This window comes from Rhizobium sp. B230/85, from assembly GCF_019355735.1.
GTDB lineage: Bacteria > Pseudomonadota > Alphaproteobacteria > Rhizobiales > Rhizobiaceae > Rhizobium > Rhizobium rhododendri.
The window spans coordinates 127,798-149,804 of sequence record NZ_CP072159.1; the positions used below are offsets into that span (position 1 = coordinate 127,798).

Genomic DNA, 22,007 nt, shown 5'->3' on the forward strand with positions numbered 1-22,007 from the left:
AGGTACTCGATGAAAGAATTTTCGGGGGTGGAGCCATTGATGAAAGCCGTGGCTCTGGCTGAAATCCTTCCTAGGTTCAACCGACTTCGGCCAGAGGAAATCTTCAATAAATCTGAAAATGATTACGCGACATCTGCCGACCGAAAAGCAGAAATGGCACTAGGTTCGGGACTAAAGGCACTCTTAAGCGGGTCCGTCTGCCTCGGGGAAGAAGCCGTTCACGAGAATCCTGGGATTATGGCAGCATTGGAAGAGGACGCACCCGTATGGATTATCGATCCTATCGACGGTACCTCCAATTTTATACGCGGAGAAGCAGATTTCTCGGTGATGGTTGCCCTCGTCCTGAACAGAGAAACAGTTGGAGGCTGGATTTTTGCACCGATCCTCGGCCTCATGGCAGAAGCAGTCGCTGGAGAGGGCGCGCGTTTGAATGGAAATGAGCTGAAAATCACGCCAAATGAGAACGTCATCGACCGAATAGTGACAACTCACCCAGCTTACCGCAATGCTGAGGACGAGCGCATGCTTGCACCGTTGAACCGCCACCAATCGGTGAAGCTGCACGCTCGAGGAGCCGGTTTGGAATACGTCGATCTCGCTAGGAACCTAGCTGATGCTGCAGTCTTTACCTGGCAAAATCCATGGGACCATGCCGCCGGCCTTCTACTTCATAGGGAAGCGGGAGGCCATAATGCCAGCCTTTCAGGAGAAAGGTTTCGTTTATCAGGCGGAAATGATCTGCCTATTATTGCGGCGAGAAGTCATTCCGCTTTCAATAACCTTCGTCAGCTTCTCGCTATAGACCATCGTTAAGTTTCGATTTTTGACTGCCTAGATGAACCTTGGTAAGCTCTTGGACACGCTGTAGCGGTGGCACCCTCTCCTGCGGGCCGATTAGCCTCAGTTACGCATTCTGGAGCTTAACCGGCCAGACTGCCGCCACTTTTCATAAAGCGTTGTGTTACGAAGTACATTTTTCAGGAACTTAAGCTGTCTGATCAACCCGTCGCCGGTTCGATTCCTTTCAAGGCGGTACCTTTGCGCTCCATCTACAGGTTCGCGAAAAAGAGGGTCTTCCGGCACCGAGACTCTGATGGCGCAGATGTTGGCGGGTGGTCGGATGATCGTAAGCGCTTAGCCGACAGCGTCTGCCTTATAATTCCAGGGCATTAGCAGCTCGATATCGGCGGCGGGCCAACCGTTTGCGATGCGCGTCAGCGTCTGGGAAAGCCAGGCAAGCGGATCGACGTTGTTCATTTTCGCTGTTTGCAAGAGTGTGGCGATCGTTGCCCAAGTCTCTCCACCGCCTTCGCTTCCCGCAAACAGGCTATTTTTTCTGGTAATTGTCTGTGGCCGGATCGCGCGTTCGACGATGTTGGAGTCTATCTCGACACGGCCATCATTCAGGAAGTGCTCCAGCGCCTCTCGGCGTGTCAGAGCGTAGCGGATTGCCTCGGCTGTCTTGGACTTCCCGGAGACTTTGGATAGCTCCTTTTCCCACAACTGGAAGAGATCGGCGACGATGCCAGCGGACGTCTCCTGACGACGCCTTGCGCGGGTCTCGGCGTCGCTGCCGCGGATCTCGTCCTCAACCTGCCAAAGTCCCGTCATCGCGGTGATCGACGCTGTCGCGGCGTCATTGATGCCACCGACGTGCAGTTCATAAAACTTGCGGCGGACGTGCGCCCAACATCCGGCCAGCTTGATCGTTCCATTGCTGCCGGACTTGGCGCGTTCTTTGAGCATGCTGGTATAGGCCGAGTAGCCGTCAACCTGCAGGATGCCGCTGAAGCCTTCGAGATGACGCGCGACACACTTCCCACCCCTGCTGACTTCGAAGCGATAGGCAACCATAGGCGGGCCAGACCCGCCAAAAGGTCGGTCATCGCAAGCGTAGGCCCATAACCACGCCGTCATTGTCTTGCCAAAGCCTGGAACCAGCGTCGGCAAGGTCGTCTCGTCCGCAAATATCCGCTCGCTGGCTTTGATACGCTCCAAGATGTAATCCGAAAGGATCCGCAGCTCGAAGCCCAGATGCCCCATCCATTGGGCCATCAAGGAGCGGCTGAGAAACACGCTGTCGCGCAGATAGATCGCCTCCTGGCGATAAAGCGGAAGACCGTCGCCGTATTTGGAGACAGCGATATAGGCCAGCAACCGTTCGCTCGGCAGGCCAGCTTCGATGATATGCGCGGGTGCCAAAGCCTGTAGCACACCGTCACGCTCCCGTAACGCGTATTTGGGGCGGCGTGTGATGATGACCCTGAACTTCGGCGGGATGACATCGAGCCGCTCTGATCGATCTTCGCCGATCAGAACCCTCTCCAAGCCCTGGCATTCCTCTGGGATCTCCGGCTCGATGACTTCCTCTATGCGCTCCAGATGGGCTGCAAAACCTTTGCGAGGACGGGCTTGCCTCTTTGGTCGTTCTCTGCCGACCTGGCCGAGTTCACGATCAATCGCGGCAAGGTCAGTCTCGACCTCCTCGAAGGCGAAGTCGATCTGGTCGTCGTTGATCGCCAGCCGCAGACGCTCGGAGCGCGTTCCTTTTTGAGCACGCTGCAAAACCTTTAAGATTGCCGTCAAATTGGTGATCCGCTCGTCGGCCTTCTGTTGGGTAACCTTCATTCGAGCGATTTCAGCATCAGTCGCAGCCCTCTCCGCGTTCAAAGCGATGATCATCGCTTTCAGCGCATCGACGTCGTCGGGAAGGGCGGGACCGGGTAAAATCATGATGCCAGTAAAGCACAAAAGCGCCCGATTTCCCAACACTTACAGCGACATGATTCATCTTGTCGCAGGCAATTCAGCCCGTTGACAGTGGTCGGCGCACTTGGACGGGATGGATCTTTTTCCAATCCATTCCGGCTAGAAGTGCCATCAACTGCGCATGGTCGAGACGGATACGGGCGCTGGACTGCCCTGGCCAGCAGAAGCCATTTTCCTCAAGAATTTTTGCGTAAAGGCAGACACCTGTCCCATCCCACCAAACAATCCGGATCCGGTCTGCTCGCTTCGACCGGAAGACAAAAAGTGCGCCACTAAAGGGGTCAAGGCCGCCATCCCGCACCAGGACCATCAGCGACGCGGCTCCTTTGCGGAAGTCGACCGGTTGGCACGACACGTAGACCACGACACCCGAAGCGATCATGCCTGCCGTACCGCTCTGACAATGCCGCTCAGCAGCGCCGGATCGGTCGAGGCGCTGACGCGAAGTGTCGCGTCGCCAACCTTTATCTCGACGGTGTCCGTTCGGACTGCTTCGAAACGGGTAAAGGCCTCGCCATCTCCGGCTGCGCTCAGGCGCTGAACCGAACCAGACGCAAGCGCTATTCGCCCCCAACCAAAAAGCTGCGACGGGTCCATTCCATGAGCACGCGCAACCGCAGACACATTCGCGCCAGGAGCAAGCGCTTCCTCCAAGATCTGAGATTTCTCCTCGTCTGACCACAACTTCGGCTTTCGCCGCGTTCGCACAGGATCAGCCGTCAGAATTTCGAACGTACGACCCTGTTTCATGTCTTCACTCATAGGTTTCCCAGCATGATTCACACTGAAAATGAGCGATTTTCCTGCTCAATGCTACGTGGGGTAGCCTTAGCGCTTACGGATGATCGACGACGGTTCATCGACCATCCGTATTGCGCCTTACGGGATCGACCGTACCAAGCCTCCATCCACACGCAATGCCGTACCACTCGTCGCGGAGGCCTTCTGCGAGCGGACGTAAAGGACAATGTGGGCGATTTCCTCCGTGGTCGACAGGCAAGCCAAGCTAAATCATCGTGAAATGCCGCGGCTTGCTCTAGGGAGCGCCGGCATCATGGCAGCAAAGGTCGACCTAAAAGTGTCGAGGATGACGGTTTATCGGTTGATCGAGCACTTGCAGGCGCAGGCCAGTCGTAAAACCTATGAGGTCCACTACACACGTTCTAAGTTAAATCTTCAAGTTGGCCAAAATTGCAGCTTCGGGCCGACAGGCCTATGTCGAGCAGCAGCTCGTGCCGGTCCTCAAACCCAATGGCATCGGACAATATCGGGACCCATAGATCGGCCGCTGTGCTGAAAGCCATCAAGGCAGCCGGTGCACGCCTCTGGTTCCTCCCACCATGCTCCCCGAACTTCATCCGATCGAGCAGGCATCTTCCAAGATCAAGCACTGGATGCGAGTGGCAGAAAAGAGACTCACCGACGAAATCTGACGGCATATGGGCCCCCCTCAAAACCATCCAATCCGACTGATGCCACAACTATAAGGAAGATAACGGCTATGTTTCTACAAAACACTGAAAGGATCTAGCCAGTTGCGGGTGGCAGCCGGATATCGGCTAGCAGCCCTTTCGGGATATTGTCGAGCAACTGGAACGTGCCGTTGTGACCTTTCTCGACGATGCCCTTGGTGATCGTCAGGCCGAGGCCGAAGCCGCTCCCCATCGCTCCGCCCTGCCGGGATGCGTCCGCCTTGAAGAATGGCTCGAGAACGCGGATTTTCATATTGTCGGGAAGGCCGGGCCCGTTGTCCTTCACCGCGATCCGGACGCCGCCGTCCTCCAGACATTCGAGCGTTATGCAGACCTGATCCGCATAGCGGGCGGAGTTCGACACCAGGTTGCTCACGGCTCTCGTCAGGCCTTGCGGCTTGCAGATGTACACGACACGTCGCGGACCTTCGAACGTAACGTTGACGCCAGTGTCGGCGAAATCGCTGGCGACGGTCTGGAGGAGGCTCGACAGATCGACTTTGCGGGTGTTTTCGACCTTATCGTTGAGGAATGAGAGGCTTTCGTCGATCATCGAGCCGAGAGTGGTGACATCTCTCAGCATCAGATCCTTGAGGTCGGAATCTGCCAGCCGTTCGGCTCTCATGCGAAGCCGGGTGAGGGGCGTTCTGAGGTCATGGCTGATGGCGCGCAACAGCCTCGTGCGATCGACGGTCATCTGCTGAATACGGCTGCGCATGGTATTGAGAGAGTTAGCGAGAATTCGGATCTCGCTCGCACCCTCGACCGTGAACGGTTCCGCATAGGTTTCGTTCAGGACCGTTTCTCGCTGGGCCGCCGTCGCGATGCGCTCCAACGGCCGGGTTATCAGCCGGCTGCTGAGATAGGCCATGATCGCCAGGGGAATGATGATCTTCAAAAGCCCACTGGCAACAGCTGGAGCAAACCAGAGATATTTCGGAAACGCAGGGGCTTCAATCGCAAGCGCGTTATTGTTGTCGAGCATGACGAGAAGGCTATGGCGGGGACTGGCGTGCGAGAAGATTTCGCCGATCTCCGCGGCAAAGGATTTGTCCAATAGCCTGCGAATGCCCGGGCGAACGTCTGCCTGGATCGGCACGACGGCGGCTGCGTCCGCGAACTGCCTGGGATCGACCCGCCCCATGCGGAGCCCGACGGCGGCCGCATTGGCAAGTGCTGCATCCTCGTCTGCCCGGGAACTGGCCTTTTTGAATTGCTGCAGCACCGTCTCCACGCGACCGGCGAACAAGCCGATCTCGATCCCCTTGTCATGTCGGCCATAGATGAACGGCTCGGTAATCGTCGCGACAGCGGATACGAGAACAACGAGGAGAATGGCAAGCAGGAGTATCTGTATGCGAAGGGACGCAGAACGCAGCGATATCACAATATCCGCTCCACTTTTGCGGCAAACATGTAGCCGCCGAGCCGGACCGTCTTGATAAACGTCGGCTCCTTGAGGTTCGGCTCGATCTTCTGGCGAACCCGACTGATGTGCGCGTCTATACTGCGCTCGATCGGTCCCGCAGTGCCCGCATGGGTCATCGACAGCAATTGTTCCCGCGTCAGGATCTTGTTGGGATTTTGGCAGAAGGCCAGTAGCAGGTCGAATTCGGCAGTCGTCATCGACACCTGCGCGCCCTCGGCGTCGTGCAGCTGGCGACTGTTTGGATCTATACGCCAGCCGGAAAATGTCAGGGCAGCGAGCCCGCCATCCTGTTCACGCACATAGGAAGCCCGACGCAGTATGCTCTTGATGCGGGCAATGAGTTCGCGCGAGTTAAACGGTTTGGTGACGTAGTCGTCGGCTCCCAGCTCGAGGCCGAGAATACGATCGATATCCTCCTGGAGCGCCGTCAGCATAATGATTGGGATGGTGCCGGAGGAGCGCAGCCTTCTGCAAATGCTGAAGCCGTCTTCTCCAGGGAGCATCGCATCCAGAACGATCAGATCATATTTGTAGCGCGCCAGAAGGCGGTCCATGTCCGCACCGCTGTCGGCCGACGTCGCCTTGTAGCCATTGGCGCAGGCCAGCTCGACCAGCATTCCGGCGATTTCGGTGTCATCTTCAACGATGAGGATGTGAGCTTGGTCTTGAAATGTCATCTCGGCGGGCTCCCCGATTTCAGAGGCCAGTCTTATCGCAGTTGCAAGCCGATTGCTGGATTTATCCGCTCCGGTCTTTTTTGCAAGCTCCAGATCATATCCCACCGGACATCCCCGTATCGACGATGATCATCGAGATATAGCAGGCGCGTGCCGCAACCAGGACAAAAAAGGCAATTCCGAGAGTAAGTGTCGCGTAGTGGCGCCCACGGGAATACTTCGGCATGCCTTCGATGATCTTCATGAGCGTTATCCTCAGAACCTTCGCAAAAGTCAGAAGGCAAAAGAAGGCTGTCAGAACGAAACCGCTGACCGAGGCAGCGCCGATTATCCACAACATCAAAAGAGACCCTATCCAGAAAAGGAATTCGCATTTTACCGCAGCGGCCTGTGCGGTATCCAATCCCTTGGGGAGCCAGGTGAAAGCGGTCCGGCCAGTTGCCACCGTTTTCAAGCGACCAGTGTGAGACATCGTGTCTGCGCTCCCATGACGCGTCATGAAATCCGGACGATGGCAAGACAGATCGGAAATAAGCACGCTCAGACGTCCATCCTCGCCATGGAGCGGCTTTTAAAAAAATGCGCCGCCGCTTTGCGCCATCCCGCCGAGGCGGAGTTCGCTCCAGTCGGCTTGCGCCCGAACTCCGTGACTTTCTCAGGCTCCCGTCCTGATCGGGGCGCAGTGAGCGTCTTTATGCGGTTGACGAAGGCATTGACGTCGAACTGCTTGCTGCTGATCTCACCGCTGTCGGCTGTGAGCGACATATGGAAGAAGACCTCGAGGTTGATGACCGGGATTGTCATGATGTTCCGGACGATATCGATCTGCGGCCGGACGGTGACCGCAAGTGCAAACGCATCCGAGCGAAGGGCGTCGAACAGGTCCGGGACTGTCGTGACCGCTACCGCCGGATATCCCGCAAGTTCGAGCTTGGCGACGATGGTGTTTGCTGCGTTGGCCGGAAGAAAGACAAGAATGGGTCGTCTGTTATTTTTGCTCGCAGGTCCGCTCACGGCAAAGTCTCCTTACTTGATCCGTCTGTTAGTTGGATTTTGTTCCGTCTCTATTGCCGAGCTGCGATTGGCGGCGGGAGGCAGGTGAGACCATCCCGGATGGGCCCGGAAAGTCTCGCCTTTGTGCTTCCCGGGCATCCTGTCCGCGGCTAGAACTTGTAGCTCGCGCCAATCATGACCTTGTTCTGGGTGGCGCCAAAATCGCCGGCGCCGGCGCCGAAATCCTTCTTGCCGAAGTCTGAATAACGATATTCGCCACGAACCAGAATGTTATCGGTGACGGCGTGTTCGACACCTCCACCCGCAGTCCATCCAATAAGGATGTCGTCTTTCTTGCGTATGGCGGGCAGGTCCAGCTTGCCGCTCGTCGCCGCGACGCCGGCAGTTGCGAAGATCAGCGTACGGTCGAGGGCATAACCGATACGACCGCGCCCGGACGCATCCCATTCAAGGTCGGTGTCCTTGTCTTTGGCGAAGTTGTAGTTGAAGTCGTTCTCGATGCCGTAGACGATGCTGCCCGACTGGAAGTTATAGCCGGCGTGAATGCCTGCGGACCCGTTGTCCAGATCTTCCTTGGTGCCCAGAACGGTCGTTTGATTCCAGTTATAGCCACCCTGGGCGCCGATGTAGAAACCTGACCAATCATAGGCTGAATAGGCAGCAGGCGCGGCCTCGGGAACAACGGACAGGTCCGCAGCCATAGCGGGTGCTGCCGACGAAATAGCGATAATGGCAAATACGAATGACTTGATGTGCACGGGAATGACTCTCTTTCATGGTGTGGATGCAGAGGCTGACCCCACGACGGGAGGCCGGTTCGCATCGCACTATGCCGGAGAGCAACATTGCGGAGTGTCTTTTTGTATTAAGTTATGTTGCGGAGTAAGTCGCTTGCGTTGAGAGGTGCTCTGAGGATCGTGCAAGCCGCACGAAGCAAAATAGGCGGGCATGCAGGAGGCCTATCGTTATATGCTCCGGCCTAGAAACAGATGCACCGACGTTAGCCGTCTCCGTTGAGCAGCCAATGAACAACACCGTGATCTAAATGCGCCGTTTAGCTATTGCGGCGCTTGGTTTGCTTCGCTTCTCGCCGTGGAAATCGCGCTCGGAGTTGCTCCCTTTGGTTTTTGGCGGCTGTTTCCCTTTAGCGCCAGAGCGGCTGCCGTCGGTGTCGCCGCCATCTGTGGGGCTGGCCCAGCAAGGCGGCCAGAAACTTGGCGGCGATGTCGCCCGCCAAAGAGGCGCTCGGGGTTCTTGGTAAACATTGTGACGTCGCAGATCGGCGCGTCATCGACAGGCCGACGAACAGCGGAACGGCAGATTGCAATCCATCTGCTTCATGAGCTGACGCTCAGAGCGTATCGTGTAAAACGCCTGCAGCAACAGGGCACGCAGCAGCTTCTCCGGCGGGATTGACGGGCGGCCGATCGCTGAATACACCGCCTCGAAATCTGGCGACAGAACTTCCAGCGCCTCGTCTACAACCGCAGCGCATGGCTTGCCGGAACGCGGGCTTCGCAGCTCACATAAGAAAACAGACCCGCCGTCTGATATCACTGCCAAGCATGTCCTGTCACTGCCGACCAGTCACGCAGGCATGGATCACGGCAGCCCGCTTGTAGGAAGGGCCCTTTCCCGCACACTGTTAGTACTGCAATCCTAAGTGTCTGTTCAAGAATGGCGGGCGTGCGCGGGGTTGAGTGAAGGGCGGCAATCAGATTCTTTGTATTTTGCGACAAATACGGAGAGATCGAATGGCCTGGACACCCTTCACCCGGCGTCACCATGACAGAAGCCGCATGCGCTACGCAAGTGATCTGAATGACCGTGAGTGGAGCTTGATCGAGCCCCTCATGCCGAGGCAGCCTCGACTGGGCCGCAGACGCAAGACGTCGCTTCGGGCGGTGATGGACGCGATTTTTTATCTGCTGCAGTCAGGCTGCCAATGGGCATTGCTGCCGCATGATTTTCCACCGAAGAGCACGGTCTACCATTATTTCAAACGGTTTTGCCGGGACGGGACGTGGCGTCGTATCCATGACGCGCTCTACTGCCGAACGCGGCAGCTTGAGGGGCGAGAAGAGCAACCGTCATTTGCCATCATCGATAGCCAATCAGTGAAGACCGGCCCGGATGCTCGTCTCGATATCGGCTATGATGCGGGTAAGAAGATCAAGGGCCGCAAGCGGCACATTCTGGTCGATACTCTTGGCATGCTTCTGAAAGCCGAGGTCCACTCGGCAGGAATTCAGGATCGTGATGGAGCAGCACTTGTTTTCGACAGGCTCGCCAACCGTTTTCCCTTTATCGAGAAAATCTGCGGCGACGGCGGCTATCAGGGCACAACAGTAGAAGAGGCCAGCCCGCGACCGATGGAGATTATCAAACGAAACCAGGCCGGTTTCCAGGTGCTACCAAAGCGATGGATTGTCGAACGAACGCTGGCGTGGCTCGGCATAAACCGCCGAATGGCAAAGGATTTCGAGCGTTTCTCGGCCACAAGCCTAGCCTTCATCCAAACAGCAATGATCAAGCTCATGACAAGAAGGCTCGCTCGATACCCGCTTTCTTGAACAGACTCTAAGAGCGCTTTGCAGCGTACCACGCAAATGACGCGCTATTGGCTTCGGAGCCTTCGCGACGGGCGAGATGGCACACAGCCCCAGCTCAATATAACGCAACTTAAAACAACACTCCGCAACATGGTTTTGCAGCATAGTAGTTCCCGCGACGGCGCACCGCATAGATCGCGCGAAGGCTCACTGAACTGAACGGCTTAACCAAGCATACTTTCGTCGGACGCTCGATCAGCTAGCGACCCAACTGACTGACCAATGGAGTTAGGACCGGGAGATATCTCTTCGCCGCATCATTTACGTCGAAGAAATCAGGGGCTTTAAATTTTAAACCTGGTTATTCCGTCATTGCCGCTAAACTTTTGAGCGGCGACAATTTCGGCGATCATCTCAACAACTTAGGTGCTTCGGACTAGGCGTTGATGAGGAGTTAGTATGCGACCATTATCCGACACAATAAGGCCGCTGCGACGGTATCAAGCCTCTCTCATGAGCAGCAAGCCGATAGCTACTACGCTTAAGAAACTTGAGTCGTTTGGAAGCAATCCCGGAGAACTCCAAGGTTGGTATCAAATGCCGCAGAAGGCTCACGCGGCTCCCGCTCTCGTTGTTGGGCTACATGCTTGCTTACAGACGGCTGCGGATTACGATCATGGATCGGGATGGTCGGAACTGGCGCGTCGCTACGGCTTTGCTGTTCTCTTTCCCGAGCAGTGCTCCTCCAATAACGCGACACTGTGTTTCAACTGGTTCAATCCAGAGGATGTTACCCGCGACAGCGGGGAAGTCCTCTCGATACGACAAATGATCGCCAGCCTGATTACAAACCATGAGGTTGACGCAGCACGAGTCTATGTGGTTGGACTGTCTGCAGGTGGAGCGATGGCAAATGCCTTGCTTGCAACCTATCCGGAGGTCTTTGCGGGTGGAGCAATAATATCAGGTCTTCCTTATGGTGTGGCATCGACTCTACTCGAGGCATTTGACCGCATGCGGGGCCATGAACTTCCCTCAGCGTTGGCCCTAGAAGCTAGCATTCGCGCGGCGTCCTCCCACCAGGGGCCGTGGCCGACGTTGTCAGTTTGGCATGGAACTAGCGATGATACAGTTGTAGACGCAAATTCTTTCGCTATCGTCGAACAGTGGCGAAATATCCTTGAGGCCGAAGCGACCACAGCGACAGAGGTGGAAGGTCACCGCCGGCGATCTTGGCTTGACGCGTCCGGGCGGCGCGTCATCGACCACTACCACATTATCGGGATGGGTCACGGGTTCCCGACCGAAACCAAGAGTGGTTACGGTCAGCGCGCGCCACTTATGCTCGAAATGGGAATTTCTGCGACCGCGCACATCGCTTGGAGTTGGTGTCTAATGACATCATTCACTCCCCAAACAACAGTCGCTAAGGCAGAGGTTGTTGTCATTCCGCAGGACGGCAGAACGCCGCCTCGTGAATACGCAATCGTTAATATCTTCAAAAGGGTCCTCCGAGCAGTCGGACTAATTGCTTGAAGCAGAGACCGAGAGCCGAAAGTCTCAGCAGCATGCCGTTTTCGATGAGAAGATGTATGCTCTGCCAATTTAGATTGAAGCGACGCGAAAACCTCTTTCAATTTTTGACGTGCTGTCTTACGAGCAAGAAATTTCATATATCTGTGATGACTACGGTCTATCTGGCCGAGGTGGCGCTTCTTAATTAGCTATTTAGCCAATGTGTCTTTCGGTATTTTGACAGGAAAGGTTTATCATGACACTGATCCCGTCTTAGCAGGATGGCGCGGCGTCAACAGCGAGAATAAATTATAAACATTGGAAAATTATCGGTCGACGTAAATTGAAACAAGAAAAGACTACGGTTCAAGCATCCGGACGCTGGCCGGCGGGTGAAGACCCTATTAAGCGTAAAAAAATTCTGGATGGAGCCGATCAAGTCTTCATGCGCCTTGGCTTCGACGCGGCGAGCATGGACGACGTAAGGCGCCAAGCGGGTGTCTCCAAAGGCACGTTGTATGTGTATTTTGATAACAAGGAAGAACTATTTTCCGCAACTATTGAAAGGCAACGAGCCACCTTCATTGCGACCATGCGGATGACTCTCGCCGAACATGGCGACTTGGATGGCGGCCTCTATGATTTCGGTGTGACCTTTGTAAGACACATAACGGATGAGACAGTGATAACAGCATTGCGAACCGTGCTTGGCGTGCGAGATCGAATGCCATCTCTTTGCACGCGTATATTTAAAGGACCTGAGAACTTACGCAGCGTTCTGCAGGATTTTCTGTTACGGCACTCCAAAGAAGGTGATCTCGCGATCGATGATCTGGAGCTTGCTGCTGCTCAATACCTCGATCTGTGTAGTGGTAGCTTCTTCAAACTCCGTCTATTCGGCACCATGAGTGCGCCGCCTGAGGATGTCGAGATCGAGCGAGTGATCAGGGGCGCCGTGAAGACATTCCTCGCAGCGTACGGCTCGAAGCCGACGTAGTGCGGCAAAGCTTTTTTATTGGATTGTCTAGGTTCCGCCTGTGGAGCGATGATTAAATGTGAGTGGCTGTGGACGACTTGGCGGCGGCGATCAATTGATCCTCAAGCGCTAGCTCCAACTGCTCGATTCCTGGAGTTGCCCCATAAAAACCGGACAGGATCAGATTTCTGTTTGAAGGCTAAGAACTCGCGCAGCGATCGATACCCCCAAGCTCGAACCACAATGGCAGTTGGGCGATGACCGTTTCGGCGTCCGGGATGGAGTTGACCGAGACACAGTCGCGCTTAAAGATTTTGACGACGGCTTCGGCCATTCCGTTGGCATAATCGGCATTGGATTGGCTAAAAGCGGAATCGAGAGAGGTGGGTCGGTGCTTTTTCGGCGGGAGATTTCAAGCAAGAAGTTAATTGCCTTGCTTTCGGAGGTTGAACTTTTAAGCGGCAGGCGGTTCAATTCGGCGGTTAAACTTACCAACGATCGATTATTAGTCGAGTTGGACGTTACAACGTTACAACGGATATTTTATGCCGATTGCCGCCTGTGTAATTGAGCTCAGTTGGACTGCGAATGCATCTGTCCCAGATTGTAGAAAAGCGGCCTCATATCCACTGTCGGAAGCTAGCGCATCGGTTCTCAAAGGCCCCGTCACTTGCCACAGGCATTGTCTATCCCAAATGCCGATGCCGTCGTGACGATTGCGGCGTTGATTCGCTACGCTTGCCGCTGCTCGGATACCAGCGCTTTCAAAGTAGGCTTTCGCGCGCCTTTTAAACGCAACGCACCATCACCGCCGCAACATTTAATAACAAAATAGCATCCAAACTCACAGCTTAAGCTGGTACTTGGTCATCCTCGGCAATGCTCGGTCACCGATCTAGCGCCGAGACCTCCTGTCATGGCCTATTGTGCGGTAATCGGCAGCATATTGGTCATGCTCGCCCGGGGAGGCCTGTCCCATGCCTCCCCGGGCGGGTTTCCAGACCGGCTGCGCCGGCGGTCCAGCGATTTTGGCAGTCGGAGCGCAATGCCGCCGTTGCGTTACGACCGCGTTTTAGACACCAACGGTTTGCTCTTTCGGACCATTCCTTCTTAGCAGGTCGCGGAAATAGCGCCGATTTTTCCGCCGATCCTGGCTAGACGGCTCGAAGACAGGCCGTGATGAGGCTTTTTCAGCGGCCGTTGTCGGCCCATTTTGTCGTCATCCGCCTGGTTCGGCGGATTCCGGGCGCGATTAGGCTGTCGCCAGCAGCTTTGGCAGCCTCACCAGATTATAAGCGGTGGCTGTTAGGGTGAACATCCAGCCGACGCGATCCTTTCCACGATGGCGGGTCTTACGCATTCCGCCGCTGGTCTTGGCCCAACCGAACACTTCCTCGATACGCTTGCGAATGCGCTGACTGACAGCGTAGCCAGGGTGATGGGTGGTGCGACCGTCGATGGCCGAGCGTCGGTTCGTCGTGTTTTGGGCGACGTGTGGCGTCACCTTTGCGTCCCGCAAGGCAGCAACGAAATCGGCCGTATCGTAGGCTTTGTCTGCAGCCAATGTGATGCGATGACGACCATCCATGCGGCCCACCATATCCAGTGCCGCCTCGCGCTCGGCGGTTCCGGTCGCATGGGTCAGCGTGGCGTCAACAACCAAACCATTGCGGTTTTCCATGGTGACGTGGCCCATGTGGCAAAGCCTGGCCGCCTGGCCACGGGCCTTCTTATAAAGCCTGGCGTCCGGGTCGGTGGTCGATGCGTGGGTTGCGTTGCTGCGCTTCTCGCCGTGGAAATCGCGCTCAGAGTTGCGGCCTTTGGCTTCTGGCGGCTGTTTCTCTTCAGCGCCAGAGCCGCTGCCGTCGGTGTCGCCACCATCTGTGTCGTCCTTGGGCTTGAAGCTCTTCATGCTGGCCCAGGCTTCGATCAAGGTGCCGTCCACCGAGAAGTGGTCGTCTGACAGCAATGCTTTCACCCGCGGCTGGCTCAGCAACGCGGCCAGAAACTTGGCGGCGATATCGCCAGCCAAGAGCCGCTCACGGTTCTTGGTGAACACGGTGACGTCCCAGATCGGCGCGTCCATCGACAAGCCGACGAACCAGCGGAACAGCAGATTGTAGTCCATCTGCTCCATGAGCTGACGCTCCGAGCGGATCGTGTAAAAGGCCTGCAACAACAGAGCGCGCAGCAGCTTCTCCGGCGGGATCGACGGACGGCCGATCGCTGAATACATCGCCTCGAAATCCGGCGACAAAACTTCCAGCGCCTCGTCTACAATCGCGCGGATCGCCCGCAGCGGATGGCTTGTCGGAACCCGGGCTTCGCAGCTCACATAAGAAAACAAAACCGCCGTCTGGATATCATTACCGCGCATGTCCTGCTCCTGCCGACCAATCACTCAGGCATGGAATCATGGCAGTCCGTTCACAGCAAGGGCCTTTTTCCGCATCCTGTTAGGACCACCCATGCACGATGTGACAAAGCCCCTCCGTTTGGTCTTCTTGGCCTGTGCCATTCTATCGCTGGCAGCGTGTACAGAAAAAGAGGGAGAACAAAAGCAGGCTGTAGAACGGCCCCTCGCGGTTTCGATCGTGGAAGCCAAGCCTGAGACCATCCCCGTGATCAGCGAGCTACCGGGTCGGGTATCGCCAATGATCACAGCAGATGTCCGCCCGCGAATTACCGGTCTCGTGCTTCGACGTATCTTCGAGCAAGGGACAAATGTTACAGAAGGTGACCTGCTGTACGTCATCGACCCGGCGCCGTTTCAGGCGAAGGTGGATTCAGCACAGGCCACGCTTGACGCAGCCCTCGCGGCCCGCAAGCTTGCAGGGCAAAAAGCCGAGAGGCTGACCCAGCTACAGCAGAAAGGTGTTGCCAGCGCTGACGACAGTGAAACTGCCGTAGGACAATTGGCACAAAGCAACGCTGACGTTTCTCGTGCCCAGGCTGACCTTCGATCGGCGCAACTAGAACTGCAGTATACACAAATCAAGGCTCCAATCACCGGCAACATCGGTCGAGCTTTGGTCACGGAGGGTACGTTAGTCAGCCCGACTTCGGATATCATGGCGACAATCCAGCAAATCGATCCGATTTATGCGGACTTCACACAGCCGGCCGACACGTTAATCCTTCTGCGCAACGCTATCAGGAGCGGCGACCTCAAAGAAGATGCGGCAGGCAGCGTCAGCATGAAGCTGGTGACGGAGCAAGGGCGTACCTATCCGCATGACGGCAAACTCCTGTTTTCTGAGGTGAGCGTCAACGCACAGACCGGCCAGCTAATCCTGCGTGGTGAGTTTCCTAACCCAGAGCGAAACCTGCTACCGGGCATGTATGTTCGCTCAAACCTTCAACAAGGCGCTCTCGAAGGAGCGTTCGCCGTTCCCGAGCAATCCGTCCAGCGCGACAACACCGGAAAGCCGCGGCTATATATCGTGAACGCGCAAGACAAGGTCGAAATCCGCGAGGTGACGCTTGGTTGGATCTTCGAGGGCCGCTGGGTGGTTATCAGGGGACTTTTGGCTGGAGACAAAGTCATTGTCGAAGGTTTCCAGAAAGTCACCCCCGGGCAGACGGTTAAGGCTGAACCATGGAGCAAGCCATCCAGGGCTGACGCCCCCATAAAAAAGGAGGGCTGATCCGTGATCGCCGCATTCTTCATCGACCGCCCAGTTTTTGCGTGGGTGCTTTCCATCGCCATCATACTGGCTGGTGCAATTTCACTGACGTTGCTGCCGATCTCACAGTATCCGAATGTAGCGCCGCCGCAGATCACGATCTCCGCAACCTATCCCGGGGCCTCCCCCGAAGACACCTACGAGGGCGTAACACGTTTGGTGGAGGAGGAGCTCAACGGCATTCCCGGTCTTCTTTATTACGAATCCACGTCGAATGCCCAGGGCGGAATTAGCATAACCGTAACATTTGCGCCTGGAACGGTGCCGGAAACAGCCGCGGTTGAGGTCCAGAACCGGGTGCGCCGTGTAGAGGCTCGACTACCGTCCTCCATCGTTCAACAAGGGATCAGCGTGGACACCGCAGGTGGTGGCATTCTGCTTCTGGTCGCCTTGCAATCGAAGAGGGGGACAGTGGACGGTATCGCGCTTGGTGACTACATGAGCCGCAACGTCGCCAATGAATTGCGGCGCGTTCCAGGTGTTGGCAAAGTGCAACTGTTTGGAAGTGAGCGCGCGATGAGGGTCTGGCTTGATCCGGACAAGCTACTCGGTCTCAGCTTAACACCAGCCGATGTTACAAACGCCATTCAAGCTCAAAACGCGCAGGTTGCGGCCGGCCGTCTCGGAGCAGCGCCCTCCCAGACGGACAGGCGCGTCACGGGATCCTTGCTCATCAAGGGCCAGTTGACGTCACCGGACGAGTTCGGTCAGATCGTATTGCGCGCTGATACCGACGGCTCCGCGGTACGCTTGCGTGACGTGGCGCGAATTGAAGTTGGCGCCGACAGCTATGCCACCTCGGTGCGGATCGACGGCAACGCGGCTGCAGGCGCTTCGATTGAGCTTGCACCCGGCGGCAACGCGCTGACCACCGCTACCGCCATCAAAGCGCGGCTGGCCCAGCTGGCGTCCTCGCTTCTCGAAGACATCGAGTATTCGGTACCTTACGACACCACACCGTTCGTCTACATCTCTATTGAACAGGTGCTGATGACGCTTGCCGAGGCGATGGTCCTCGTCTTCCTCGTCATGTTCCTCTTCCTCCAGAATATTCGGTATACCATCATACCCACGATCGTCGTACCAGTCGCGCTTCTTGGTGCATGCGGCGTGATGTACACGCTCGGGTTCTCGATCAATGTGCTGACGATGTTCGGTATGGTCCTTGCGATCGGCATCCTCGTTGATGACGCGATCGTTGTCGTTGAGAATGTCGAGCGGATCATGATGGAGGAGGGGCTCCACCCAAGGGAAGCAACGAAGAAGGCGATGACTCAAATTACCGGGGCCGTGATTGGGATTACCTTGGTGTTGACTGCTGTCTTCGTGCCAATGGCCTTTTTTCCAGGCGCCGTTGGCGTAATCTACAAGCAGTTCTCGCTGACGATGGTATCGTCGATCCTCTTTTCGGCCTTCCTGGCCCTGACACTTACGCCAGCGCTTTGTGCGACGTTTCTAAAGCCTGTCCAGAAGGGCGAAGCTCATATCAAGAAAGGCTTCTTCGGTTGGTTTAATCGTGCTTTCGACAAAGGCTCCAAGAAATATAGCGGTTGGGTCGCGGGCCTGCTCAGACGGGCGGGTAGTACCATGCTAATTTATCTCGCCGTGGCCGCTGCGACCGCCTGGATGTTCCTGCAACTGCCGTCCTCCTTCCTGCCGGACGAAGATCAGGGCACGCTGCTGGCCCAGATCCAGGGGCCGGCAGATGCTACGGCTGAGCGAACACTCGGCTCCATCAAGCTGATGGAGAAGGTTGTGACGTCCGAACCATCCGTGGACCGCGTGGTCGCGATTAGCGGCTTCAGCTTCTCCGGGTCGGGCGAGAATGCCGGACTGTCGTTCATCACCCTGAGAGACTGGAGCGAGAGGACCGCGGAGCAGTCGGCACAGGCTCTCTCTGCCAAGTTCAATTCCGGATTTCGCGCCATTATGGACTCAACGGCCTATGCATTGTCGCCGCCAGCTATTTCCGGTCTTGGCACATCGAATGGTTTTGCGTTCCGCCTTCAAGATCGTGGCAACCAGGGGACTGAAGCTTTGAATGCCGCGCGTGACCAATTCATGGCGGAAGCAGGCAAGAGCCAGATCCTCGCTGGCGTCATGGTCGAGGGCCTCGCCGATGCGCCGCAAACCGTACTGACTATCGATCGCGAGAAGGCAAACACCTATGGCGTCACGTTCGCCGATATCAACCAGACAATCAGCACTAGTCTCGGCTCGTCCTATGTCAATGACTTCCCCAACGCGGGACGCATGCAGAGGGTCACCGTGCAGGCCGATGCGAACAAACGCAGCACGATCTTCGATGTGATGAAGTTGACGGTGAGAAATTCAAATGGAGGTATGGTGCCAATCTCAGCTTTTGCAAGCTACGCCTTTACGAGAGGCACGACGCAGATCGTCGGATACAACGGTTTCCCAGCCGTCCGTCTCAGTGGACAGGCGGCTGCAGGCTTTTCCTCCGGTGAGGCTATCACCGAGGTCGAACGGATTGCCAATACCCTGCCGCCGGGCTTCGGCTATGAGTGGAGTGGCCAGTCACTGCAGGAAATCCAGTCCGGCTCTCAGGTCCCGATGTTGCTGGGCCTGTCCGTCATTCTGGTATTCCTTTGCCTTGCGGCGCTGTACGAAAGCTGGGCAATTCCGCTTTCGGTACTGCTTGTCATCCCGCTCGGCGTCATTGGCGCGGTTGGTGCGGTAACGCTGCGCGACATGCCGAACGACGTCTACTTCAAGGTCGGCCTAATCACCATCATGGGGCTTTCCGCCAAGAACGCCATCCTGATCATCGAGTTCGCAAAAGATCTTCGGGCCAAGGGCAAGTCGACGTTCGACGCGGCAATGGAGGCGGCACATCTTCGTTTCCGGCCAATCCTGATGACCTCACTCGCCTTCGCTTTGGGGGTAGTGCCCTTGGCCATTGCCACAGGCGCGGGCTCCGGCAGCCAAGCTGCAATTGGGACCGGCGTCCTTGGCGGCATGATCTCCGCCACTGTCCTAGCAATCTTTTTCGTTCCGGTCTTTTTTGCCTTCGTCATGAAGTTCAGCAAGGATCCTTCTATGCATCAATCGGACGAGGCGCCACAGATTGCTGATAAGTGAGTGTCTGATATGGAGACAGGCACACGACTTTGCGGGCGGATGCCCTCCATAAATAAGCTGATTGCGGTCTTCAACGATGCGACGCTAAAGCTGGGCGATTGTGGAAACGGATCGCTTAGGCAGTAATCGCCCAGTCGAGCTCTATAACCTCGGTTTCAGACACATGATCAAGCAGGAGCTAGGCAAGTCGAAGGGGTCCCGGTAGGGACTATGGTTGCCCATCGCCCCCCGGCCAGATCCGTACGTGCGGCATTACCGCATACGGCTCCTATCGGATGTTGTGACGGTGAACCGAGCATCTGGATGCGGGTGCAACAGACGACATGGCGGCAGGTATTTGCGAAGCAGCCTTTGGAAACGATCCCAAGACAGCCGGTGTCGCTGGCTTCGACGCATCAAAGCGTGTCGCCAGGCGCGACCAACTTCCCAGCGGAACCCTCCCAATCTTCTCAGATTGTCGGGCACCGCATGGTAGTTCAAATACCCCTGTAACATTTGCCTTAGCCACCGACCTACTACAGCCACGGGTTCATGGCGCCGTCGCATTAGCGTTTCCCGAATGGCCGCCAGCGTCGTGCGCATTCGCTTCTTGATTGTCAGACGGACAATCTTGAAGCCTCCATCATTGCGCCGCCTGCCGCAGCAGTGCGTGAATCCCAGAAAGTCGAAAGTCTCTGGCTTGCGGATACCACGTTCCCGGCATTGTCGCGCAGCATACCGCCCAAAGCGTATCAGCCGCGTCTTTCCCGGGTGTAGTTGCAAGCCGAACTGAGCGAGACGCTCCCGCAATGCTTGCAGAAAGCGCTGCGCCTCTCCTTCGTACTGGAACCCAATCACGCTGTCGTCGGCATAACGTACAATGATCACGTCGCCTTTAGCGTATCGAGTACGCCACTGCTGGACCCATAAATCCAATGCGTAATGCAGATAGATATTCGATAGCACGGGGCTAATTACAGATCCTTGGGGAGTTCCTCGCGTCGATGCCACGCGGCGGCCATCCTCAATCGTGCCCGCTTTCAACCATTTGTAGATCAGACGTATCAGCCGGCGGTCACCAACTCGATGCGACAGGAAACGGAGCATCCACTCGTGATCGATTTCATCGTAAAACGAGTGAATATCCGCGTCCAATATCCAGTTGATCTTCCGCTTGTCGATCCCAACCCACAAGGCGTCCAGCGCGTCATGCTGTCCCCTTCCTTGTCGGAACCCGTATGAGAAGCCGAGGAAGTCTTGCTCATAGATCGCGTTCAGAACCGTGGACACGGCCATCTGCACGACTTTTTCTTCCATCGCTGCAATACCGAGTGGACGGAGTCTTCCGTCATTCTTCGGAATGTAGACCCGTCGGGACGGTTGTGCACGATACGCACCGGACTGAATCTCCCGATGTAGTTCGTGCACGCGCCCTTCGAGTGTCTTCTCATAGTCGTACCACGTCACGCCGTCCACTCCACTCGCCGCCTGCTTGCGAAGCGCATGAAAGCTCTTCACCAATAGCGTCGGAGTGATGTGGTGCATCAGCGCCGTGAAACGCATCTTCGGGTTCCGTTTGGCGGCTTCCCGTACACCTTCGATCCCCATCGAAGCGTGTTTTATCCGGCTCTGCGTCCGGCACGCTGGAGTCTCGACGGCGTTCCCTCCGATTACACCCCTTCCCTCCATTGCCTCCGCGAGATCATCTCCTTTGTTCGGCAACTTCTGCAGTACTATGGGCGTATCCGACTTCTCATCAGCGTCGATGACTGGCTTGTGGTCAACGACCTTCCCAGTCCCGTCCAGTCCATTCGCACTGGACACTGATGAGATCTCGCTGCTTCCGTATGAAAGACTTCCCGGCATGCACAGGGTCTCCGACCGCGCGGGATCGGGACATGGCTTGCGATTGACGCCATGCACCGTGTTGCCTTCCGCTTCGCTTAACAGCGTCGGCATCCCGAATTGATCATTTCGCGGCTCAATGGCCGGCCTGCCGGTTTCCCCTGTCAACGCTTCGACGCACACCTCGCGATGTGCCCCGCATGACTCGGGGTCAGAGTGATTCGCCACTTCTTCTCCGTGTTGAACTTTCATCAACTATCTTTCATCGGCTTTGCAGCCGCACTAAGCGCGAATTTCTGCGCACCTTCTGAAGTGCGGTGCTATCAGGCATGAAGTGTCCACCAAAATAGGTGGACACCTAATCATGGATGAAGATGCCCCTAAACCGCAAGTGCGGCTTGTTGGTCGCGACGGCCGCCGTCGAGATGACCCTGCCTCGCGAGATCAGCTGGTCGCAGCGTGCTTAGAGCCGGGCGTTTCGGTCTCTCGACTTGCGCGGGAACACGGCGTGAATACTAATCTCGTACGCAAAAGGATGAAGAAGACCAGAGAGGAGCGTCCTTTGCCTTTGGTCTCGGCGTTCGTCCCGGTTCAGATTGCTCCGGATATGCACTCGGCTGCTGCCAGCGATTTACTGACGAAGACCGAGCCTTTGGGCAAGCGCTCTCATGCATCCAAGGTGAGCGCGTTCCTGCCGAACGGGGTTAGCCTGACGGTCGAGTGCGACGACGTGGATGGACTGGCAGCAATCGTAGGAGCGTTGGGTCATGTTCAGACTGGGCGCTGATCTCAAGGTCTATCTGCATCGCGAACCGATCGACTTCCGCGCGGGCATCAACAGCCTTGCGGTCCTGGTCCAGGAGACGATGGCGCTCGATCCGTTTGCCCCGGCGGTTTTTGCCTTCTGCAATCGCCGGCGTGACCGGGTGACGCTGCTGCTCTTCGATCGCTCGGGCAATTGGTGATTTCATCCGCCTTCAGCGTGTTG

Annotated in this window: 18 protein-coding genes and 3 pseudogenes; 9 read left to right on the forward strand and 12 right to left on the reverse strand. The window is 56.5% G+C overall.

Features of this window, described 5'->3' with window-relative positions; genetic code table 11:
- The first annotated feature begins 9 nt into the window (after positions 1-9).
- Complete coding sequence (locus J5289_RS27305) at positions 10-816, forward strand: inositol monophosphatase family protein (RefSeq protein ID WP_209207659.1); 807 nt, start codon at positions 10-12, stop codon at positions 814-816.
- Positions 817-1,137: 321 nt separating this feature from the next.
- Here the strand turns inward: J5289_RS27305 and J5289_RS27310 are convergent, their stop codons facing one another.
- The 4 genes and pseudogenes from J5289_RS27310 to J5289_RS29610 form a co-directional block, all read right to left on the reverse strand.
- A complete protein-coding gene (locus J5289_RS27310; protein WP_219276654.1) occupies positions 1,138-2,736 on the reverse strand; it encodes an IS66 family transposase in 1,599 nt (532 codons plus the stop codon).
- Between the two features lie 73 nt (positions 2,737-2,809).
- Positions 2,810-3,154: an IS66 family insertion sequence element accessory protein TnpB gene (gene tnpB / locus J5289_RS27315; protein ID WP_209187038.1), complete on the reverse strand. Its 345-nt coding sequence runs from the start codon at positions 3,152-3,154 to the stop codon at positions 2,810-2,812.
- Positions 3,151-3,522, reverse strand: a complete 372-nt coding sequence (locus tag J5289_RS27320) for a transposase (RefSeq protein WP_257625541.1) — start codon at positions 3,520-3,522, stop codon at positions 3,151-3,153. The genes tnpB (J5289_RS27315) and J5289_RS27320 overlap by 4 nt, the downstream gene beginning before the upstream one ends.
- A 129-nt stretch (positions 3,523-3,651) precedes the next feature.
- Positions 3,652-3,768: pseudogene (locus J5289_RS29610) on the reverse strand (oxidoreductase); the annotation flags it as partial.
- 215 nt (positions 3,769-3,983) lie between these two features.
- On the opposite strand from J5289_RS29610, the pseudogene J5289_RS29615 reads away from it, so the two are divergent.
- Positions 3,984-4,199: pseudogene (locus J5289_RS29615) on the forward strand (transposase); the annotation flags it as partial.
- Positions 4,200-4,299: 100 nt separating this feature from the next.
- Here J5289_RS29615 and J5289_RS27325 read toward each other — a convergent pair.
- From J5289_RS27325 to J5289_RS27350, 6 genes and pseudogenes are all read right to left on the reverse strand, one after another.
- Entirely contained in the window at positions 4,300-5,631 is a 1,332-nt protein-coding gene (locus tag J5289_RS27325; RefSeq protein ID WP_219276657.1) for an ATP-binding protein, read from the reverse strand.
- On the reverse strand, positions 5,628-6,350 hold the full coding sequence (locus tag J5289_RS27330; RefSeq protein ID WP_142832606.1) for a response regulator: 723 nt from the start codon (positions 6,348-6,350) through the stop codon (positions 5,628-5,630). The genes J5289_RS27325 and J5289_RS27330 overlap by 4 nt, the downstream gene beginning before the upstream one ends.
- A gap of 94 nt (positions 6,351-6,444) precedes the next feature.
- Positions 6,445-6,594, reverse strand: coding sequence for a hypothetical protein (locus tag J5289_RS27335; RefSeq protein WP_153816505.1), 150 nt, complete (start codon positions 6,592-6,594; stop codon positions 6,445-6,447).
- A 296-nt stretch (positions 6,595-6,890) separates the two neighbouring features.
- Complete coding sequence (locus J5289_RS27340; protein ID WP_219276659.1) at positions 6,891-7,364, reverse strand: hypothetical protein; 474 nt, start codon at positions 7,362-7,364, stop codon at positions 6,891-6,893.
- A gap of 149 nt (positions 7,365-7,513) precedes the next feature.
- Complete coding sequence (locus J5289_RS27345; RefSeq protein WP_209208100.1) at positions 7,514-8,122, reverse strand: outer membrane protein; 609 nt, start codon at positions 8,120-8,122, stop codon at positions 7,514-7,516.
- 428 nt (positions 8,123-8,550) lie between these two features.
- Positions 8,551-8,931 (reverse strand): annotated as a pseudogene (locus tag J5289_RS27350) (transposase); the annotation flags it as partial.
- A 187-nt stretch (positions 8,932-9,118) separates the two neighbouring features.
- On the opposite strand from J5289_RS27350, the gene J5289_RS27355 reads away from it, so the two are divergent.
- The 3 genes from J5289_RS27355 (at position 9,119) to J5289_RS27365 (ending at position 12,428) form a co-directional block, all read left to right on the forward strand.
- The gene (locus tag J5289_RS27355; protein ID WP_219276561.1) at positions 9,119-9,937 is read left to right on the forward strand and encodes an IS5 family transposase; all 819 of its coding nucleotides are present in this window, start codon (positions 9,119-9,121) and stop codon (positions 9,935-9,937) included.
- A gap of 438 nt (positions 9,938-10,375) precedes the next feature.
- A complete protein-coding gene (locus J5289_RS27360) occupies positions 10,376-11,452 on the forward strand; it encodes a PHB depolymerase family esterase (RefSeq protein WP_209208091.1) in 1,077 nt (358 codons plus the stop codon).
- 322 nt (positions 11,453-11,774) lie between these two features.
- Positions 11,775-12,428: a TetR/AcrR family transcriptional regulator gene (locus J5289_RS27365; protein WP_247750861.1), complete on the forward strand. Its 654-nt coding sequence runs from the start codon at positions 11,775-11,777 to the stop codon at positions 12,426-12,428.
- 1,231 nt (positions 12,429-13,659) lie between these two features.
- Here the strand turns inward: J5289_RS27365 and J5289_RS27370 are convergent.
- Entirely contained in the window at positions 13,660-14,784 is a 1,125-nt protein-coding gene (locus J5289_RS27370; RefSeq protein WP_219276660.1) for an IS5 family transposase, read from the reverse strand.
- A 91-nt stretch (positions 14,785-14,875) separates the two neighbouring features.
- On the opposite strand from J5289_RS27370, the gene J5289_RS27375 reads away from it, so the two are divergent.
- Both J5289_RS27375 and J5289_RS27380 read left to right on the forward strand, forming a co-directional pair.
- Complete coding sequence (locus tag J5289_RS27375; RefSeq protein WP_209208083.1) at positions 14,876-16,054, forward strand: efflux RND transporter periplasmic adaptor subunit; 1,179 nt, start codon at positions 14,876-14,878, stop codon at positions 16,052-16,054.
- A gap of 6 nt (positions 16,055-16,060) precedes the next feature.
- Positions 16,061-19,195, forward strand: coding sequence for an efflux RND transporter permease subunit (locus J5289_RS27380; protein ID WP_209208084.1), 3,135 nt, complete (start codon positions 16,061-16,063; stop codon positions 19,193-19,195).
- A 252-nt stretch (positions 19,196-19,447) separates the two neighbouring features.
- On the opposite strand, the gene ltrA is transcribed toward J5289_RS27380, so the two are convergent.
- Positions 19,448-21,271, reverse strand: coding sequence for a group II intron reverse transcriptase/maturase (ltrA, locus tag J5289_RS27385; RefSeq protein WP_219276662.1), 1,824 nt, complete (start codon positions 21,269-21,271; stop codon positions 19,448-19,450).
- 112 nt (positions 21,272-21,383) lie between these two features.
- On the opposite strand from ltrA, the gene J5289_RS27390 reads away from it, so the two are divergent.
- Both J5289_RS27390 and tnpB (J5289_RS27395) read left to right on the forward strand, forming a co-directional pair.
- Entirely contained in the window at positions 21,384-21,806 is a 423-nt protein-coding gene (locus tag J5289_RS27390) for a transposase (protein ID WP_209208094.1), read from the forward strand.
- Positions 21,787-21,984, forward strand: a complete 198-nt coding sequence (gene tnpB, locus J5289_RS27395; protein ID WP_209208095.1) for an IS66 family insertion sequence element accessory protein TnpB — start codon at positions 21,787-21,789, stop codon at positions 21,982-21,984. Before J5289_RS27390 ends, tnpB (J5289_RS27395) begins: the two co-directional genes overlap by 20 nt.
- Positions 21,985-22,007: the final 23 nt, after the last annotated feature.

Coding starts and splice junctions, on each gene's coding strand:
- J5289_RS27305 (WP_209207659.1), top strand. CDS start 10: ATGAAAGAATTTTCGGGGGTGGAGCCATTGATGAAAGCCGTGGCTCTG.
- J5289_RS27310 (WP_219276654.1), bottom strand. CDS start 2,736: ATGATTTTACCCGGTCCCGCCCTTCCCGACGACGTCGATGCGCTGAAA.
- tnpB (WP_209187038.1), bottom strand. CDS start 3,154: ATGATCGCTTCGGGTGTCGTGGTCTACGTGTCGTGCCAACCGGTCGAC.
- J5289_RS27320 (WP_257625541.1), bottom strand. CDS start 3,522: ATGAAACAGGGTCGTACGTTCGAAATTCTGACGGCTGATCCTGTGCGA.
- J5289_RS27330 (WP_142832606.1), bottom strand. CDS start 6,350: ATGACATTTCAAGACCAAGCTCACATCCTCATCGTTGAAGATGACACC.
- J5289_RS27335 (WP_153816505.1), bottom strand. CDS start 6,594: ATGAAGATCATCGAAGGCATGCCGAAGTATTCCCGTGGGCGCCACTAC.
- J5289_RS27355 (WP_219276561.1), top strand. CDS start 9,119: ATGGCCTGGACACCCTTCACCCGGCGTCACCATGACAGAAGCCGCATG.
- J5289_RS27360 (WP_209208091.1), top strand. CDS start 10,376: ATGCGACCATTATCCGACACAATAAGGCCGCTGCGACGGTATCAAGCC.
- J5289_RS27370 (WP_219276660.1), bottom strand. CDS start 14,784: ATGCGCGGTAATGATATCCAGACGGCGGTTTTGTTTTCTTATGTGAGC.
- J5289_RS27375 (WP_209208083.1), top strand. CDS start 14,876: ATGCACGATGTGACAAAGCCCCTCCGTTTGGTCTTCTTGGCCTGTGCC.
- ltrA (WP_219276662.1), bottom strand. CDS start 21,271: ATGAAAGTTCAACACGGAGAAGAAGTGGCGAATCACTCTGACCCCGAG.
- J5289_RS27390 (WP_209208094.1), top strand. CDS start 21,384: ATGGATGAAGATGCCCCTAAACCGCAAGTGCGGCTTGTTGGTCGCGAC.
- tnpB (WP_209208095.1), top strand. CDS start 21,787: ATGTTCAGACTGGGCGCTGATCTCAAGGTCTATCTGCATCGCGAACCG.